Raw genomic sequence first — 17,200 nt, forward strand, 5'->3', positions numbered from 1 at the left:
GAGTGTGCCGCGAAACGATCGCTCAGGCCGTCGTACCGGAGACTTCGCCGTGGGGCATTCCGCCACCGCCCAGTGCGGCCAGCGCAGCCGCTGCGCGCGGCCACAGGCTTTGGCGGAACTGGTCGCGAAAGAAACCAAAGTGCCCAATACGCCGCACCTGCAGGTCGGCCGGCGTGATGCTCTCCACCCGGCGCTCGGTGTTGGCGTACAGGTTCACCAGGTTGTGCGTGCCGCGCAAGGTCATCAGCTCGTCGTCCGCCATCGACAGCGCCAGCACCGGGAACCGCACCGCGCCATAACTCTGCGCCACCGCAGGCCCCTCAGCCCCCACGCTGTAAGCGGGGTCCAGACACCAGCGCCGCCACTGCAGGATCACGCCCGCAGGCAGGTCGCCCACCTTCTTGAGCGTGCGCCCCGGGAAGTACCCGCACAGCCGCGTGGCCAGCGGCACCAGCACCCACCAGAAATACGGAACGATGCGCTTGAGCTGCGGCGCGTTATCACGCCAGTAGCCGCTGCCTGCGGCCACGCTCAGCAGGCCCGCCACCTGCTCGGGCTTTTTCAGCAAGCCCGGCAACTGCGCGCCCAGGCTGTGACCCAGCAAATACAGCGGCTGCGACGGCAGCGCAGCCTTGGCGGCAGAAATCACCGCCTCGTAGTCCTGCGCCCAATCAAACAGATCCGCCTTCACATCGCGCATGGCGCCCTGCAGAGAGTCGCCATGGCCCCGGTAGTCGAACGTGGTGACCCGAAACCCCTGCTGCGCCATCCACAGCGCAAAGGCCTCGTAATACGACTGCCGCACCCCCATCGCGCCGCCGATGACAACGCTGGCGCGCGGTGCGCCCTCGGGTTCGTAGACACGCAGTGCCAAAGACACCGCCCCGTTGACCTGCAAGGTTTGCTTGTTCATGTCTGTCTCCTTGTGTCGAAACCGATCTGCGTCGGCTTGAAAAGAAAACTATCGCTGAGGGCAGAACCCTGGCTTCGACAAGCTCAGCCCGAGCGGTTTGGGTGGGAGCAATTCAAGTCTTACCCCGCCCGTTCCCCTGCCGTCACACCCCACCCTCCAGGGCGTAGCGAGCGGGATCAGCTGCTAGGCGGACGGAGCACAGGAACCGGAACGTACTTCCTGTACGCGAGGATTCCGAGCACCGCCCAACGACGCAGATGGCCCGCGCAGTAGCCAGCTAACTCACAAAGCTTCGATGATGCCGGCGGCGCCTTGGCCGGTACCTACACACATCGTGACCATGCCGTACTTCAGCTTGTGCCGACGCAGCGCATGCACCACCGTGGCCGCACGGATCGCGCCCGTGGCACCCAGCGGGTGGCCCAGCGCAATGGCGCCGCCCATCGGGTTCACGTTCGCAGGGTTCAGGCCCAGCGTATTGATCACCGCCAGCGACTGGGCCGCAAACGCTTCGTTCAGCTCGTACCAGCCGATGTCATCGCTCTTGAGACCCGCATAACGCAGGGCCGCAGGAATCGCTTCGATGGGGCCAATGCCCATGATCTCGGGCGGCACGCCCCGGGCGGCGTAGCTCACAAAACGCGCGAGGGGCGTCAGGCCAAACTGCTTCACGGCCTTTTCGCTGGCCACGATCAAAGCACCCGCGCCATCGCTGGTCTGCGAGCTGTTGCCGGCCGTGACGCTGCCACGCGCGGCAAACACGGGCTTGAGCTTGGCCAGGCCTTCGAGGGATGTGTCGGGGCGGGGACCTTCGTCCAGGCTCACGGTGCGGCGCTTTTCCATCACTTCACCGGTGGCGAGGTTGGGCGAACGCTCCACGATCTCGAAGGGGGTGATTTCGTCGGTGAACTCACCTGCTTTTTGCGCCTTGATGGCACGCAGGTGGGATTCGAGTGCAAACGCATCCTGTGCCTCGCGGCTGACCTTCCACTGCTGGGCCACCTTCTCGGCCGTGAGACCCATGCCGTAGGCGATGCCCACGTTTTCGTCGCGCGCAAAAATTTCGGCGTTAAACGATGTCTTGTTGCCGCCCATGGGCACCAGGCTCATGGACTCGGCTCCGCCGGCGATCAGCACATCGGCCTCACCCACGCGGATGCGGTCGGCCGCCATCTGCAGCGCGGTGATGCCGGATGCGCAGAAGCGGTTGACCGTCACGCCGCCTACGGGGTGGTCGAACGCCAGGCCCACGGCAATGCGCGCCATGTTCATGCCCTGCTCACCCTCGGGGAACGAGCAGCCGATGATGGCGTCCTCAATCGCCTTGGGGTCGAGCGTGGGCACCTGCAGCATGGCGCTCTTGATGGCGGCGACCAGCAGGTCGTCAGGCCGGGTGTTCTTGAAATAGCCGCGGCCCGAGCGCCCGATGGGCGTGCGCGTGGCGGCGACGATGTAGGCGTCCTGGACTTGTTTTTGAGCCATGGTGTTGAAACTCCTTCAATTCTTGGCGGGGCGGCTGGAAGGAACCCAGGCCCACGTAAATACACATTCGACCGGCTCCACACCGGCTTCGTCGGTCACAGTGACCGCCACCTGCACCTCGCCCTTGTCGCCGGCCAACATGGCGGCGCGCTGCTCGGCGGTCAGCGTGGCCACGGCCTTGAGGCCACCGGTGGCGCGCTTCTTGAAAGCCATGGACAGCTCCTTGGCCAGCGGGATGCAGTCGTCGCGCACGTTCATGCCCACCACCATGCCCGTGGCCGTTTCGGCCAGCAGGTTCACGGCCGAGGCATGCACACCACCGATGTGGTTTTGCACACGGTGCTCGTTGGCAAGATGCACTTCGACCCGCTCAGGCGTGAGCGACACGAACTTCACCCCGGCCGTGCCGGTAAAGGGCACAGCCCGGCGCAGGATGATGTTCTGCACAAAGCCGCGCATGAAGGCGGGTGCCTCGTCCAGGCGCATCAGCGAGCGCTGCAGTTTGTTGGGGGCGTGTTCGCTCATGTCGGTACCGGTCGATCAATCGATCAGTTGCGAACCGGCTTGCCGGTGGACAACATGCCCAGGATGCGCTCGTGCGTCTTGGGCTGCGCGATCAGGTGGCAGAACACCTTGCGCTCCAGCGTGAGCAGGTATTCCTCGCTCACCAGCGCGCCAGCATCCACGTCACCGCCACAGACCACCTCGGCAATCATGGCGCCGATCTTGAAGTCGTAGGCGCTGATGAAACCACCATCGCGCATGTTCACGAGCTGCGCCTTGATGGTGGCCAGACCGCTGCGGCCCGCCACGGGGAACAGGCGCTTGTGCGGTGCACGCCAGCCGCTCGCGGCCATGGACTTGGCTTCGTTGATGGCCACGAACAGCAGCTCATCCTTGTGGGGCACGATGATGTCGCTGTCGAGCAGGAAGCCGAGCTTGCGCGACTCGATGGCGCTGGTGCCCACCTTGGCCATCGCGGCGGCGGTGAAGCCCTCGGTCAGGAAGGGCAGGATGTCCTTGCCGGTAGAGGCCGCCATGTTCTCGGCGGCGCGGCGTGCGATGTAGGTCAGGCCGCCGGCGCCAGGCACCAGGCCCACGCCCACTTCCACCAGGCCGATGTAGCTTTCCATGTGGGCCACGCGCTTGGCCGAGTACACAGCCAGCTCGCAGCCACCGCCCAGCGCCATGCCATGGATGGCCGCGACGACCGGCACCTGGGCGTAGCGGATGCGCATCATCAGGTTCTGCAGCTCCTGCTCGATGCTGCCGACGGCGTCTGCACCACCCACCACAAAGGCCGGCATCGTGGCTTCCAGGTCGGCACCCACGCTGAAAGGTGCGTCGCCGGACCAGATCACCATGCCCTGGTATTCGGCCTCGGCCAGTTCCAAGGCTTCCATCAGCGCTTCCATCACCTCGGGGCTGATGGCGTGCATCTTGTTCTTGATGCTGGCGATGAGCACCTGACCGTCAAGCGTCCAGGTGCGCAGGGCGTTCGACTCTGCAATGGTCGTGCCGGCGGTGCGCCAGTCGGGCAGGTTGGACTCACCGAGCAGCGACTCGGGGAAGATCTGCCGCTCGTACACGGGCAGCTGGCGGCGCGGCACAAACTTGTTCTGCGATGCACTCCAGGAACCTTGCGCGGTGTGCACGCCACCGGCTTCGGCCACGGGGCCCTTGAAGACCCACTCGGGCAGCGGTGCCTTGCACAGTGCCTTGCCAGCGTCGATGTCCTCCTGGATCATCTTCGCGACTTCGAGCCAACCGGCGTCCTGCCACAGCTCGAAGGGGCCCTGCTTCATGCCAAAGCCCCAGCGCATGGCCTGGTCCACGTCGCGTGCGTTGTCGGCAATGGTGCCCAGGTGCACGGCGGCGTAGTGAAAGCTGTTGCGCAGGATGGCCCAGAGGAACTGGCCGGGCGCGCCTTCGGCGTTGCGCAGCAGGCGCAGGCGCTCGGCAGCGGGCTTCTTGAGCATGCGGGCATACACCTCGTCGGCCTTCTGGCCGGCGGGCACGTACTCTTCGCTCTCCAGCTCGAAGCGCATCACATCGCGGCCGACCTTCTTGAAGAAACCGGCCTTGGTCTTCTGGCCCAGGTTGCCCAGCTCCAGCAGCTTTTTCAGCACGGCGGGCGTGCCAAAGCTTTCGTAGAACGGGTCCGTCTCAATGCTCAGGTTGTCCTGCAGCGTCTTGATCACGTGGGCCATGGTGTCCAGGCCCACCACGTCGGCGGTGCGGAAGGTGCCGCTGGATGCGCGGCCCAGCTTCTTGCCCGTGAGGTCGTCCACCACGTCGTAGGTCAGGCCAAAGTTCTCGACCTCTTTCATCGTGGCCAGCATGCCCGCGATGCCCACGCGGTTGGCCACGAAGTTGGGGGTGTCGTGTGCGCGCACCACGCCCTTGCCCAGGCCGCTGGTGACAAAGGCTTCGAGCTGGTCCAGCACTTCTGGCTGGGTGGTGGGCGTGTTGATCAGCTCCACCAGCGTCATGTAGCGCGGGGGGTTGAAGAAGTGGATGCCGCAGAAGCGGGGCTTGATGCTCTCGGGCAGCACTTCGGACAGCTTCGTGATCGACAGGCCCGAGGTGTTGGACGCCAGGATGGCGTGCTTGGCCACGTGGGGAGCGATCTTGGTGTACAGGTCGAGCTTCCAGTCCATGCGCTCGGCAATGGCCTCGATCACGAGGTCGCATTCCTTGAGCAGGTGCATGTGCTCTTCGTAGTTGGCCTGCTGGATCAGCGCCGCGTCGTCGGCCACGCCCAGGGGCGAAGGCTTGAGCTTTTTCAGGCCTTCGACGGCCTTGGTGACGATGCCGTTCTTGGGACCTTCCTTGGCAGGCAGGTCGAACAGCACCACGGGCACCTTCACGTTGACGAGGTGGGCGGCAATCTGCGCGCCCATCACGCCTGCGCCGAGTACGGCGACTTTTTTCACTTGGAATCGGGACATGGGTTGGGTTCCTGGTTGGGGCGTTGCGCAACACCGCAGGGGGCGCGCAAGGCCACGGGAATGGGGTTTACTGGACGCGAATCCAGGTTTGCGTGCGGCCGAACGGGCCGATCGAGCCGCGCACTTCGAGCTTCTTGCCGCCCTCGACGGGGGTCATGCGCAGGGTGTAGTTGCGGCCGTTCTCAGGGTCGAGAATCTTGCCGCCCTCCCACACCTCTTTGCCGTCGGCCTTCTTGGCGCCACGGATGATCTCCAAGCCCACCAAGGGCTTGCCCTTGCGGTCGTCGGAGCACTCCTCGCAGACATCCTCGGGTTTGGCGTCCTTGGACAGGCGCTTTTCCAGCGCTCCGTGCAGCACGCCGCCACCAATGTCGCGGATGCGGATCTCGGCCTTGGCCTCGCCGGTCTTGTCATCGATGTTGCGCCACAGGCCTTCGGGCGTCATCTGCGCCCAGGCCGGCAGCGCACCCGCTACCAAAACAATAGCTGCTACCGCTTTGAACATCTGCGCTCCCTGGCAAAAAGGCTTGAAATCCGCATCCGGCACCGATCAGGCCAGGGCCAGATCGGTGTCCATCAGCACCTTGCTGCCGGCACGGGCGGTGCGCATCAGCGTGGCGGTTTCGGGGAACAGCTTGGCGAAGTAGAAGCGCGCGGTCTGCAGCTTGGCGCCGTAGAACGGGTCGGTGTTGCCGGCTGCGATCTCGCGCAGGGCGACCTGGGCCATGCGGGCGAACAGGTAGCCGAACACCAGGTGGCCGGCCACGCGCAGGTAGTCCACCGCAGCAGCGCCCACTTCGTCGGGGTTTTGCATGCCCTTGAAGCCGATCTCGGTGGTGAACTTGGTCATCTGGTCGCCCAGCATGGCCACCGGGTTGATGAACTCGGCCATGCGCTCGTTCACGCCCTCTTCTTCCACCAGCTGGCCAATCAGCTTGCCCAGCTTTTTCAGCGTGGCGCCGTTGTTGCCCAGCACCTTGCGGCCCAGCAGGTCGAGCGACTGGATGGTGTTGGTGCCTTCGTAGATCATGTTGATGCGGTTGTCCCGCACGTACTGCTCCATGCCCCATTCCTTGATGAAGCCGTGGCCGCCGAAGACCTGCATGCACGCGTTGGTGCTGATGTGGCCGTTGTCGGTGATGAAGGCCTTGACGATGGGGGTCAGCAGGGCCACGAGTTCTTCGGAATCCTTGCGCACCTTTTCATCGGGGTGGCTGTGCACCTTGTCCAGCAACAGCGTGCAGAAGATCTGCAGCGCGCGGCCACCTTCGGCGTAGGCCTTGGCGGTGAGCAACATCTTGCGCACATCGGGGTGCACGATGATGGGGTCAGCATCCTTGTCCTTGGCCTTGGGGCCCGACAGGCTGCGCGACTGGATGCGGTCCTTGGCATAGGCCAGAGCGTTCTGGTAAGCCACTTCCGTCAGGCCCAGCGACTGGTTGCCCACACCCAGGCGGGCGGCGTTCATCATCACGAACATGGCAGCCAGGCCCTTGTTGGGCTGGCCCACCATGGTGCCGATGGCGCCGTCCAGTGCGATCTGCGCGGTGGCGTTGCCGTGGATACCCATCTTGTGCTCCAGACCCGTGCAGAAGATCGGGTTGCGCTCGCCCAGCGAGCCGTCGGCATTCACGTTGAACTTGGGCACCACAAACAGGCTGATGCCCTTGCTGCCCTTGGGCGCATCGGGCAGGCGGGCCAGCACCAGGTGAACGATGTTGGCGGCCATGTCGTGCTCGCCGGCGCTGATGAAGATCTTGTTGCCGGTGATCTTGTAGGTGCCGTCAGGCAGAGGCTCGGCCTTGGTGCGCATCAGGCCCAGGTCGGTACCGCAGTGGGGTTCGGTCAGGCACATGGTGCCGGTCCATTCGCCGCTGGTCAGCTTGGGCAGGTACAGGGCCTTCTGGGCGTCGGTGCCATGGGCGTGCAGGGCTTCGTAGGCGCCGTGCGACAGGCCGGGGTACATCGTCCAGGCCTGGTTGGCCGAGTTCAGCATCTCGTACAGGCACTGGTTCAGCACGAAGGGCAGGCCCTGGCCGCCATAGGTGGGGTCGCAGCTCAGTGCAGCCCATCCACCCTCGACGTACTTGGCATAGGCGTCCTTGAAGCCGGTTGGGGTCTTCACTTCGTGCGTGGTCTTGTTCAGCACGCAGCCTTCGGTGTCGCCGCTGATGTTGAGCGGGAACGCGACTTCGGAAGCAAACTTGCCGGCCTCTTCGATCACGGCATTGATGGTGTCCACATCCACTTCGGCGTGGGGTGGCATCGCCTTGAATTCATCACTGACCTTGAGCACTTCGTGCATGACGAATTGCATGTCGCGCAGGGGCGGCGTATAGGTAGGCATGGGTTTACTCCTTGGATGTGGTGGTTTGGTTGGAAACTTTGCGGCGCGCCACTGCGGGTGCCTTGGCTGCCGCTGTCGGCGCGCTGTAGCGCGCCAGAATGTTGTGAAAGCCCACGACGGCCCGGTCGATGGAGCCCGGGGTCTGCAGGAACCGCGCCTCGTAGTGCAGCGCGAGGATCAGGCCGTGGATCTCGAAGAGCATCTGCTCTTCCTTGGTGTCGGCACGCAGTTCGCCCAATTCCTTGCACTGCTCGATGGCGCGGCGCATGGCGGCATGCCAGGTCAGCACCGAACTGGCCAGCGCATCGCGCACGGGGCCGGTACGGTCATCGAACTCGACCGCGCCGCTGATGTAAATGCAGCCCGAGTCGATTTCGATGGAGGTGCGCTTCATCCAGTTGTCGAACAGCGCCGACAAACGCGCCACGCCACGGGGGGCGGACATGGCGGGGTAGAACACTTCCTGCTCGAAGCGGGTGTGGTATTCGCGGATGACGGAGATCTGCAGCTCTTCGCGGGAGCCAAAGTGGGCGAAAACGCCCGACTTGCTCATGCCGGTGACGTCTGCCAGCGCCCCGATGGACAGGCCTTCCAGCCCGATGTGCGTGGCCAAGCCCAGCGCGGCCTCGACGATGGCCGCCTTAGTCTGCTGGCCTTTTTGCAAGGCACGGCCGGTACCACTGCGAGCGCGCGGGATGCGGGTGACCTGGCGGGATTCGGGGATGGAGGACATGGGCACGAATAAAAACGAACGTTCGTTCTATTCTGCAGCAAATTCCCTGCAGCCCCCAAGCCCCCGGAAAAAATAGGGAGACCCATCCAAACCACCCGTTGCAGCCGCGCCACCCCCGCCGTGATGCGCCGCCTCAACAGCGCGGACCGCTACAACATCAGCGCAAGGCTGGCTTCCAGGTGCTCGGTGGGCAGGCGCCGAAACCCCGAGCGGGCGTAGCACTGCAGGCGCCCGACCACAAAGGCCGTCAACACGCTGGCCGCCACTTGGGCATCGACTGTGGGCGTGCTGGATGCGGCTGCACTCGCGCGCAGGCACTGGCGCAGGGTGGATTCGATGCGGTCAAAGAACTGGTTCATGCGCTGCTGCAAGCGCTCGTGCTCGAACACCAGTGCGTCGCCCACCATGACCCGCACCATGCCCGGGTTGCGTTCGCCAAACTGCAGCACCAGCGCCACGATGCGCGCCGCCTGGCGCGCGCCCACGTCGGCAGGCTGTGTGGGGTCGGGCACGTCGCGCCCCGTGATCTGCTGCACCAGTGTGAACACTGACTGCTCGATGAAATCGATCAAGCCCTCGAACATTTGCGCCTTGCTGGCGAAATGACGGTACAGCGCCGCCTCGCTGACCGACAGGCGTGCGGCCAGTGCGGCAGTGGTGATGCGCTCGACCCCAGGCTGCTCCAGCATGGCGGCCAGGGCCTGCAGGATCTGGACGCGCCGTTCCCCGGGCTTGGGCCGCTTGCGTGCAGCCGCAACATCACCCGCTTCGGCGGTACTGGCAGGCTCGGGGAGGGGCGAGATTTCAGACATGCAGGACAGGGACTCCGGTGGGGCCCTGCTCCCGGTGCGCATGCCACTGGGCATGGTCGGATCACTGCAGGGCGTGGATCACGATGTCACATCTTGCCGCAGCCAGGAGGGGCCGGGCCGCCACCTGTTTGCACAAGTCAATCGTGTGTGGAAATGATTCTCGCACAGGCCCCTTGTCGGTCCGGACGGCCCGGGGACCCCGCACGACTACAGCGGAAACACCACCGTCACCAGCAGCCCGCGCCCCTGGGGGCCCGTGCCCAGCGTCAGTGCGGCACGGTGTACCCGGGCAATCTCGTCCGCAATGGCCAGGCCCAGGCCCGTGCCCTCGCCTCCCGCGCCGGGCACGCGGTAGAACCGCTGCAACACGCGGGTACGCTCAGACTCCGGCACGCCAGGGCCGTCGTCCTCCACCTCCACGTAGGGCCGGGGCGGGCCCGCGCGCCCCTGGCGCAGTCCGCAGCGGATGGTCACCACGCCCCCCGCAGGTGTGTATTTGATGGCGTTGTCCACCAGGTTGGACAGCAGCTCGCGCAGCAGCCAGCCATGGCCTGTCACATGCACCAACTGGACATCGAGCCCGAGGTCCAGGCCCTTGCCGGTGGCTGCGTCCAAAAATGTTTCCAGCAGCGACTCGCACAGATCCTTGAGGTCCACCCGCTGCGGCGGCTGCGCGTCCAGGCTGCGGGCGTCCGCGCGAGACAACGCCAGCAGCTGGTGCGCCAGCTGAGAGGTGCGGCGCGTAGCGTTGCGCAGCTTCTCGATTTGATCCGCTCCCAAAACAATAGCACCTTGTGCACGATTTTCATGCGCTAGCGGCATTTTTCGGTCGAAATCCGGGAATGACGTGCGTGGGGGCGCTGCCGCCTTGGCCATCATGGCCCAGGCCTCCACCTGGGCCTGCAAGCCCGCCAGCGGCGTGCGCAACTGGTGCGCCGCGTCGGCCACAAAACGCCGCTGCCCTTCGGCCTGTGCGTTGACCAGCGCAAACAGGCGGTTGAGCGAGTGCACCAGGGGCCGCACCTCGTCGGGCGAGGCGGCCTCGTCGATGGGACTGAGATCGCGGGGAGAGCGGCGCTCCACCGCCTCCGCAAGCCCCACCAGGGGTTTGAAGGCCTGCCGCACCGCCCAATGGATCGCAAAACCCGCGGCAATCAGCAATACGAGGTTGGGCAACAACACCCTCAGGAGCAGTTGCTGCGCCCATTTCTGGCGAGGGTCCGACCCGTCGGCGAGGGCCACGACCAGTTCGCCCGCCCCCGTGCGCCCGCGTTGCGCCGCCACCCGGTACGTCACGCCGCCGAACTCCACGCTGTGGAACTCCGGGGCCTGTGTGGTGGGCACGGCGCCGTGTACCCAGCCCTCTCCGAGCAACAGGCGCCCCGAGGTATCGCGCACGCTATAGGCCGCAAAGCCCGCGTTCTGGCGCAAAAACTCTTCGATGGGCGGCGCCAGCAGCAGCAGCGGTGGGTCGTTGTCGTGGATGGGCGGCGCCAGCACCGAATCGGCCAGCGCGGGCAGCAGCCGCACCAGACGCTGGTCGTGCTGGCCAGCTGCCTCATCGGCCGACCGGTAGTCCAGCCAGACCCCCGCCAGCACCAGCACACACAGGGGCAGTACCAGCATCAGCAGCAGCCGGGTGCGCAGGTCCGATGTCATGGCGCGCAGGCCGGGCCGCCGGGAGGAGTTTTTCCAAAGCATGGCGAGGCGGCGAGCTGGGCGCGGAAAATTCCTGCTCAGGTTGCCTGCAGTTCAAGCCGGTAGCCAAAGCCCCGTATGGACCGCAGCGCCACACCGTGGGGTTCCAGCTTGCCCCGCAGGCGCGAGACATACACCTCCACCGCGTTGGGGGTGATCTCCTTGTCCCACCCCGTCAGCGCCTGCAGCAGCTTGTCTTTGCTAGCAGGCTTGGGGGCGTTGATGAGCAGGTATTCGAGCACCGTCCACTCGCGCGGGCCCAGTTCGATGACCTGCTCACCAGCCGGTGTGCGCATGCTGGCCCGGCGCCCGGCCGTGTCCAGCTCCAGCGGGCCAAAACTCAGCACGGCCGTGGTCGCGGCCTGGGAACGGCGCAACAGCGCACGCAGGCGCGCCAGCAGCTCGGGCAGCTCGAACGGCTTGACCATGTAGTCATCCGCCCCCAGATCCAGCCCCTGCACCCGGTCATGCAGCGCGTCACGCGCCGTCAGGATCAAAACTGGCATGGCGGGGCTTGCCATGTCTGGGCGGCGCAGGCGGCGTGTCAGCTCCAGGCCGTCCATGGCGGGCAACCCGATGTCGATGATGGCTGCATCAAACGACTCGGCGCGCAGCACCTCTTCGGCCCGCTCGCCACTGCCCACCCAGTCCACCGCATAACCCGCATCGGTGAGCCCCAGCTTGATGCCGCTGGCCACCATCACATCGTCTTCGACCAACAGCAGACGCATGGAGACCTCACGCGGGGTCAGTGAGACCGAATCATGGTGCCGTAGGCCTGGTCAGTCAGGATCTCCAGCAGCATGGCATGGGGCACACGCCCGTCAATGATGTGCACGGCATTCACGCCCGCCTTGGCGGCATCCAGCGCACCGGCAATCTTGGGCAGCATGCCGCCCGAGATGGTGCCGTCGGCAAACAGCTCGTCGATGCGGCGGGCTGTCAGGTCGGTCAACAGGTTGCCGGACTTGTCGAGCACACCGGGGGTGTTGGTCAGCAGCATCAGCTTTTCAGCCTGCAACACCGTGGCCAGCTTGCTGGCCACCACATCCGCATTGATGTTGTAGCTTTCGTTGTTCTCGCCAAAGCCAATCGGGCTGATGACGGGAATGAACGCATCGTCTTGCAGCGCCTTCACCACGCTGGGGTCGATGGAAACGATGTCACCCACCTGGCCCACGTCGTGTTCGATGGTGGGATCCTTGCTGTCCACCATCTTGAGCTTTTGTGCGCGAATCATGCCGCCGTCACGGCCGGTCAAGCCCACGGCCTTGCCACCGGCTTGGTTGATCAGTCCCACGATGTCCTGCTGCACCTCGCCGGCCAGCACCCATTCGACCACTTCCATGGTCTCGGCATCGGTCACACGCATGCCCTGGATGAACTCGCCCTTCTTGCCCAGTCGGTTGAGCGCGGTTTCGATTTGCGGGCCGCCACCGTGCACCACCACCGGGTTCATGCCCACCAGCTTGAGCAGCACCACGTCCTCGGCAAAGTCGGCCTGCAGGGCCGGGTCCGTCATGGCGTTGCCGCCGTACTTGATCACCATGGTCTTGCCATGGAACTTGCGGATGTAAGGCAGCGCCTGGGCCAGGATTTCAGCCTTGTCGCGTGGGGCAATCGAAAGAAGGTCGGTCATGGGGGCGTGCCATCCGGAGAAAACTGTGAGGCGCAAATTGTGCCGCATTCGCCAGGCGCGCGAACACAAGAAGGCTTCAGTGGCGCAGCCAGTTCGGCACTTTGAACCGCACGATGGCCAGATAGGCCATGACATAGCTGACCACAAAAAGCCCGCAAAACGCCATGAGCAGGGGCGTGTTGTTCCAGAACAGCACTGCAGGCACCACCGTCAGGAGCGTAAAGCCCCACAGATAGGGCGACGTACGGTTGTTGCGCATCAGCACCCGGCGGGACTCATCATCGTGAAACACCCCACGAACAATGCGGCGGTAGATGAGCTGGTGAAAATGCAGCGCATCGGCCACGCCCGGTGAAACGCCCCGCACCGCCTTGCGGTAAATGGAGAAAATCGTCTCCCACACCGGGTAGATCAGCAGGAGCATCGGGAACCAAGGCGATACGTCCGCATTGCGCTGCACCAGCGAGATGCTGGCCAAAGCGATCACGCCCCCCCAAACATAAGCACCACCATCCCCTGCAAACAGCATGCCACGCGGATAGTTCCAGACAAGAAATCCCCCCGTGGCAGCGGCCGTGGACACCAACAAGGCGGCCAGCGCACGATCACCCACCTGCAATGCTACGTGAGCCAGAGCCAAGCAGACAATAAGTGCAACCATGCCGGCTAGACCGTTGTATCCATCGATGATGTTGAAGGCGTGTGGGAGCCCAGAAACAGCAAGAACCACAATCGCAATGCTTAACCAAGGAGCAGCTATCAGCACCGAGTCCAACCAGGGCCAACCTGAACGTGGCAAGCTGAGGCCCAGAAGAATGACAGCGAGAACGCCAGAAGCGCCCGTCAGGCTCAAGCGATAGCGTACCGAGAGACGCTGGGTCATGTCTTCAGCAATGCCTCCGACGACCGCCGGTAGCAAAGCCACCAACCACCCGCCGACCCACGCGCCCAACTTGAGCGAACCCGGATCTCCCCAATGAGTCGATTGCAGAACTCCCAGCCCCCAACTGCACCCAATCCCAATAAACAGCGCAGCACCGCCGAGTCTGGGTATATCCCCCAGATGGAAACGTTGTGGCATGCCATCGCCATACACAAGAGCATGGCTACGCATCCACCGCACGATGAACCCTGCTGCCAACGCAGCCACGATAAATGCCACCACGGATAACCAAATCATGAGCGGCCGATGGTACCCGCACTCGCCAGAGGTACCTGCAAGAAACCGTTGTCAGCGGCACCAAGGACACTCGAACGAAGACAATCCGTGCGAAAAATCGGGCCTCGGCAGCCTCGTCGCCTGGACACGGCGCACTGCACGCGAGCAAATTGACACCACTCGCTTCGTGACGACATAACGCGACTCACAGTACGGCTCACTCATTCGCCCACTTAGCCACTACCGAAGCAGGCCACGGTAAAAGCGCATCACTTTCTCAACATACTGCTGCGTTTCAGGATAAGGCGGAATCCGTCGGCCATACTTGATCACAGCACCCTCCCCTGCGTTGTAGGCCGCCAGTGCCAATTCCTTGTCACCGTCGAACATACGCAGCAGATCTGCCAGATATCGCGTACCAATTTGGGCATTTACCTTAGGCTCCATGGCCGCATGCTCTCCACCAGAGAACGGGCGAGCTGCCACCCCATAGCGCTCAGCGGTGGCAGGCATGACTTGCATCAATCCAAGGGCCCCCTTGCGTGATATGGCCTTCGCATTAAAGGCCGACTCCGCTGCGGCGACCGCAATAACAAATGCGGGGTCCAACGATTGCGCCGCGGCCGCTTCCTCTAGGTGTAATTTGGCATCTTCATAACCGGGCAATTGCAAAGCGGAAGCACTGCGCTCTTTGCCTTTCAGCTCCGACGCGGGCGGCACCCGGTTGAGCCAGATCACCCCGCGCGACTGCGCCGATGGGGGTACATTGCCTATATGGGTTACGCCGTCCTTATCCACGAACTCCCAGATCTGATTTGCCCGGGGGGCAGACTGCAAGCCCACGAACAGCACCACGAGCAACACCACACCACGGCAAGAGAAAAATCCAGAGCGGATGCGCCCGCCCACACCGCCAAGCACAGTGGCTTTCATCGTCATATCCTCTTGCCTGCGATAGACAAGATAGTTTTCAGTGTTGAGGCGAACTTGCCGTGCCATGGAATTGGGGCAGGCGAGGAGCTACTAGGCCAAGCCGCACCCCGCCTGGAACGGATCAAACGCGCAGGCATGCCCGCTGCGACCATTCCCGCAGGCACGTCCTGCCGCACCAAGGCCCCAGCCGCAACAACCGCTCCGCGACCAATAGTCACCCCCTCAAGAACAATGGCCCCGGCACCAATCCAGGCACCATCCTCAATAACGATTCGCGCACGGGTAATACGGTTACGTGCGATGACGACATCCCCCTCATCAATCGCATGCCCCGCCGACAAGAGCTTGGCATGCGGCCCGATCAGAACATCCTCACCAATTTCCAACCCGCCCTCTCCCGACAGGTAGCTACCGACGTTCACGATGGTGCGGGCCCCAATATGCATGCCTACGCAAGGATCAGCACCCACATCTCCGAGCACCAGTCGCGTCTGGGCGTAGAGACTGACCCCATCAGCTAGGCACAGCACGTTGGAACGCTGCCCAAAACGCATTACAGAGACAGACGAATCAATCCGACATCCTTCACCCATCGTGTCCACACCGGCGTGTGACGTCACAAAGTCTGGAATTCCCAGCAGCATTTTTCTAGCGCTCAACGGCTAAGGTACGAACCCATGAACCTGCGCCAGCGGCTTCGCCATGCGCGATCGCTCAGCTCCAGAGTCCTCGCCTGCAGCTCGACGCGCGCTGTCACCAGCTCAGAGTCCAACCTGATCTTCTCAGAGCGCAGCAAGTCCACATTCTTTCGCAACTCACCGACCTCCTGTTGTAGCTTCGCAATGAGTTCTTTGGCTTCCGCAAAGGCTTTCTGGTGTTCTAGCAACGAGGCTCGTTCACGCTGGTGCACCAGAGTCAGTGCCTGAAGCTCGTCACGCAAACCGTCCACCATTCCCCGAGCCTCTTTCAGCTCCCAGATAGGTGCTTCGACACTGGGAGTGACAACCACCATCCATTGGTAAACGTCAAAGTCTTGCCAACCTGCCAACAATGCCTGGCGTTGATCACCAGAAAGTGCACGCCAATACCCGGCAAATTCGCTGCATTCCACGGGCACGCGGTTGGCCTCCCATACTCGCGGCGCCCATCCCGCATCAAGCAGCACCTTCTCGATACTGCGCTTGGTAAAAAATCGAACATGCGTCCTGTCCAATTGCCCCTTATCCGAATAATCGAAGACGCCCCCGCGCATGGCAGCCAGGACACCGGCGTAGGCGATGTTCGGCACGGAAATCAGTAGCTGCCCCATTGGGGCCAGCAACCCGCTCAAGCGTTGCAGCACATCCTCGGGTTTTCGCAAGTGCTCAAGCACATCACAAGCCAGCACCATGTCAAAACGGCGCCCGTCAATTGCATCTTGCCAATCCGTGCTGTCAAGGTTTCCGGGGATGACTTCCACATCCATTGTCTTGAGGACTTCAAGGGCCTGAGGGTCGTTCTCCACCACCGTGACGCGGTGACCACGGTCCAACAAGACACGCGTCATGGCACCTGGGCCAGGCCCCAACTCCAGAACAGAGCCTTGGCCAGGCGGAACGCGACGCAGCAACCGGGCTGCCCACTCCCCACCGTCAGGGTCGAATGCGTAGTCGTAACGCTCAATTTTGCTCATATCGCCTCGGCGGACGAAGGTGTCCACATTTGCTCCCATTGCCCCCAGTGCCACCAGGCCCACGGACGGCTACGGACATCCCGCTCCAAACGCCGGATCACCGAATCAATAGCCAGCCTAGCATTATCCGGCAATGTCTCAACTTCGACTCTGAGACGCGTCGCACCATCGGAGTACGTCACCGCATGCAGCATGGGAACCCCAGCGGACTCCGCCATGCGTTCGATCCCGGTGGGCAGATGCAGTTGCCCACCGAGAAAGGGGTGACTGCGTAACCTTGTAAATTCAGGAGCCCAGGCGTCGGCAAGTATTCCCCATGCCTGGCCTGCCTTCAAGGACGCATAGACGGGGCGCATCCCCTGATCTGTTGTGCGCCATTCGCCTCTAGCTATCTCAGAAAAACTCTTTACCTTACGAACCAGGAAATCTCTTTGAACGGCAGTGAGCCCAGGATTCCCCAACACGGGCATGGTCAATGTGTTCAGCGACAGGCCTCTCAGGGCCAACGCCAAGGCTGATGTCAACAGTCGGTCATAGTGGTTAAGCACAAGGATGAACCCTTGCTTGCGACGGATCAGCGTATCGACATGCTCCCATCCCTGCACATCGATCTCTGGACCGCCCGATCGACCCAATCGGTGAAGGGCTGACGCGTCCATCATTTCCCGCGCCAGCATCGACAAATGCGTACGTGCCCACTGGCGACGTTCAATCGCAGTTGCGCTCGGAAACACCTGTTCGAAACGCCTGACGAGGAACTGCTCTGTCAGTCGGCGTGCAGCATATGGCTCACGTCCCACTGCCGCAGCCAGGTACCACGGCACGGTAGTCGGCATGCGGCTCAAGGCCGGGAACGCGTAG

General features: G+C 63.4%; 16 protein-coding genes. All 16 read right to left on the reverse strand.

The features are described from left to right. Positions 1-22: 22 nt before the first annotated feature. The 16 genes from IB236_RS11235 to IB236_RS11310 all read right to left on the reverse strand — a co-directional run bounded on the left by IB236_RS11235 (position 23) and on the right by IB236_RS11310 (position 17,175). Positions 23-913 (reverse strand): alpha/beta fold hydrolase, encoded by an 891-nt coding sequence (locus IB236_RS11235; RefSeq protein WP_099731279.1) that lies wholly within the window; start codon positions 911-913, stop codon positions 23-25. A 282-nt stretch (positions 914-1,195) separates the two neighbouring features. Beyond that, positions 1,196-2,395: an acetyl-CoA C-acyltransferase gene (locus IB236_RS11240; protein WP_192420786.1), complete on the reverse strand. Its 1,200-nt coding sequence runs from the start codon at positions 2,393-2,395 to the stop codon at positions 1,196-1,198. 15 nt (positions 2,396-2,410) lie between these two features. Next, positions 2,411-2,920 carry a DUF4442 domain-containing protein gene (locus IB236_RS11245; RefSeq protein ID WP_192420788.1) on the reverse strand — a complete coding sequence of 170 codons (510 nt, stop codon included), beginning with the start codon at positions 2,918-2,920 and terminating at the stop codon, positions 2,411-2,413. Between the two features lie 23 nt (positions 2,921-2,943). Continuing rightward, a complete protein-coding gene (locus tag IB236_RS11250) occupies positions 2,944-5,346 on the reverse strand; it encodes a 3-hydroxyacyl-CoA dehydrogenase/enoyl-CoA hydratase family protein (RefSeq protein ID WP_192420791.1) in 2,403 nt (800 codons plus the stop codon). Between the two features lie 67 nt (positions 5,347-5,413). Next, positions 5,414-5,851 (reverse strand): DUF2147 domain-containing protein, encoded by a 438-nt coding sequence (locus IB236_RS11255; protein ID WP_056059410.1) that lies wholly within the window; start codon positions 5,849-5,851, stop codon positions 5,414-5,416. A gap of 45 nt (positions 5,852-5,896) precedes the next feature. Then, complete coding sequence (locus IB236_RS11260) at positions 5,897-7,693, reverse strand: acyl-CoA dehydrogenase C-terminal domain-containing protein (protein WP_056745377.1); 1,797 nt, start codon at positions 7,691-7,693, stop codon at positions 5,897-5,899. Between the two features lie 4 nt (positions 7,694-7,697). Beyond that, positions 7,698-8,426, reverse strand: a complete 729-nt coding sequence (locus IB236_RS11265; RefSeq protein WP_056745379.1) for a TetR/AcrR family transcriptional regulator — start codon at positions 8,424-8,426, stop codon at positions 7,698-7,700. 149 nt (positions 8,427-8,575) lie between these two features. Then, positions 8,576-9,238, reverse strand: coding sequence for a nucleoid occlusion factor SlmA (slmA, locus tag IB236_RS11270; protein WP_056745381.1), 663 nt, complete (start codon positions 9,236-9,238; stop codon positions 8,576-8,578). Between the two features lie 207 nt (positions 9,239-9,445). Continuing rightward, positions 9,446-10,897, reverse strand: coding sequence for a sensor histidine kinase (locus IB236_RS11275; protein ID WP_192421038.1), 1,452 nt, complete (start codon positions 10,895-10,897; stop codon positions 9,446-9,448). Between the two features lie 77 nt (positions 10,898-10,974). Further along, positions 10,975-11,667, reverse strand: coding sequence for a response regulator transcription factor (locus tag IB236_RS11280; protein WP_056059420.1), 693 nt, complete (start codon positions 11,665-11,667; stop codon positions 10,975-10,977). 17 nt (positions 11,668-11,684) lie between these two features. Next, on the reverse strand, positions 11,685-12,575 hold the full coding sequence (argB, locus tag IB236_RS11285; RefSeq protein ID WP_192420792.1) for an acetylglutamate kinase: 891 nt from the start codon (positions 12,573-12,575) through the stop codon (positions 11,685-11,687). Between the two features lie 76 nt (positions 12,576-12,651). Further along, on the reverse strand, positions 12,652-13,755 hold the full coding sequence (locus tag IB236_RS11290; protein WP_056745385.1) for a glycosyltransferase family 4 protein: 1,104 nt from the start codon (positions 13,753-13,755) through the stop codon (positions 12,652-12,654). Between the two features lie 219 nt (positions 13,756-13,974). Continuing rightward, complete coding sequence (locus IB236_RS11295; RefSeq protein ID WP_225581102.1) at positions 13,975-14,673, reverse strand: lytic transglycosylase domain-containing protein; 699 nt, start codon at positions 14,671-14,673, stop codon at positions 13,975-13,977. Further along, on the reverse strand, positions 14,670-15,311 hold the full coding sequence (locus IB236_RS11300) for a DapH/DapD/GlmU-related protein (protein ID WP_192420794.1): 642 nt from the start codon (positions 15,309-15,311) through the stop codon (positions 14,670-14,672). The genes IB236_RS11295 and IB236_RS11300 overlap by 4 nt, the downstream gene beginning before the upstream one ends. An 11-nt stretch (positions 15,312-15,322) precedes the next feature. Then, positions 15,323-16,366 (reverse strand): methyltransferase domain-containing protein, encoded by a 1,044-nt coding sequence (locus tag IB236_RS11305; protein WP_370539911.1) that lies wholly within the window; start codon positions 16,364-16,366, stop codon positions 15,323-15,325. Beyond that, entirely contained in the window at positions 16,336-17,175 is an 840-nt protein-coding gene (locus IB236_RS11310) for a hypothetical protein (protein ID WP_225581103.1), read from the reverse strand. The genes IB236_RS11305 and IB236_RS11310 overlap by 31 nt, the downstream gene beginning before the upstream one ends. Between the last annotated feature and the right edge of the window lie 25 nt (positions 17,176-17,200).

Origin of the sequence: Acidovorax sp. ACV02 (assembly GCF_014851475.1) — a bacterium.
GTDB lineage: Bacteria > Pseudomonadota > Gammaproteobacteria > Burkholderiales > Burkholderiaceae_C > Acidovorax > Acidovorax delafieldii.

What these genes read in the sequence shown, in the direction of transcription:
- argB (WP_192420792.1), bottom strand. Translation starts at nt 12,575, where the DNA reads ATGACCGACCTTCTTTCGATTGCCCCACGCGACAAGGCTGAAATCCTG.
- IB236_RS11250 (WP_192420791.1), bottom strand. Translation starts at nt 5,346, where the DNA reads ATGTCCCGATTCCAAGTGAAAAAAGTCGCCGTACTCGGCGCAGGCGTG.
- IB236_RS11280 (WP_056059420.1), bottom strand. Translation starts at nt 11,667, where the DNA reads ATGCGTCTGCTGTTGGTCGAAGACGATGTGATGGTGGCCAGCGGCATC.
- IB236_RS11300 (WP_192420794.1), bottom strand. Translation starts at nt 15,311, where the DNA reads ATGCTGCTGGGAATTCCAGACTTTGTGACGTCACACGCCGGTGTGGAC.
- IB236_RS11265 (WP_056745379.1), bottom strand. Translation starts at nt 8,426, where the DNA reads ATGTCCTCCATCCCCGAATCCCGCCAGGTCACCCGCATCCCGCGCGCT.
- slmA (WP_056745381.1), bottom strand. Translation starts at nt 9,238, where the DNA reads ATGTCTGAAATCTCGCCCCTCCCCGAGCCTGCCAGTACCGCCGAAGCG.
- IB236_RS11255 (WP_056059410.1), bottom strand. Translation starts at nt 5,851, where the DNA reads ATGTTCAAAGCGGTAGCAGCTATTGTTTTGGTAGCGGGTGCGCTGCCG.
- IB236_RS11310 (WP_225581103.1), bottom strand. Translation starts at nt 17,175, where the DNA reads ATGCCGACTACCGTGCCGTGGTACCTGGCTGCGGCAGTGGGACGTGAG.
- IB236_RS11290 (WP_056745385.1), bottom strand. Translation starts at nt 13,755, where the DNA reads ATGATTTGGTTATCCGTGGTGGCATTTATCGTGGCTGCGTTGGCAGCA.
- IB236_RS11240 (WP_192420786.1), bottom strand. Translation starts at nt 2,395, where the DNA reads ATGGCTCAAAAACAAGTCCAGGACGCCTACATCGTCGCCGCCACGCGC.
- IB236_RS11260 (WP_056745377.1), bottom strand. Translation starts at nt 7,693, where the DNA reads ATGCCTACCTATACGCCGCCCCTGCGCGACATGCAATTCGTCATGCAC.
- IB236_RS11235 (WP_099731279.1), bottom strand. Translation starts at nt 913, where the DNA reads ATGAACAAGCAAACCTTGCAGGTCAACGGGGCGGTGTCTTTGGCACTG.
- IB236_RS11295 (WP_225581102.1), bottom strand. Translation starts at nt 14,673, where the DNA reads ATGACGATGAAAGCCACTGTGCTTGGCGGTGTGGGCGGGCGCATCCGC.
- IB236_RS11275 (WP_192421038.1), bottom strand. Translation starts at nt 10,897, where the DNA reads ATGACATCGGACCTGCGCACCCGGCTGCTGCTGATGCTGGTACTGCCC.
- IB236_RS11245 (WP_192420788.1), bottom strand. Translation starts at nt 2,920, where the DNA reads ATGAGCGAACACGCCCCCAACAAACTGCAGCGCTCGCTGATGCGCCTG.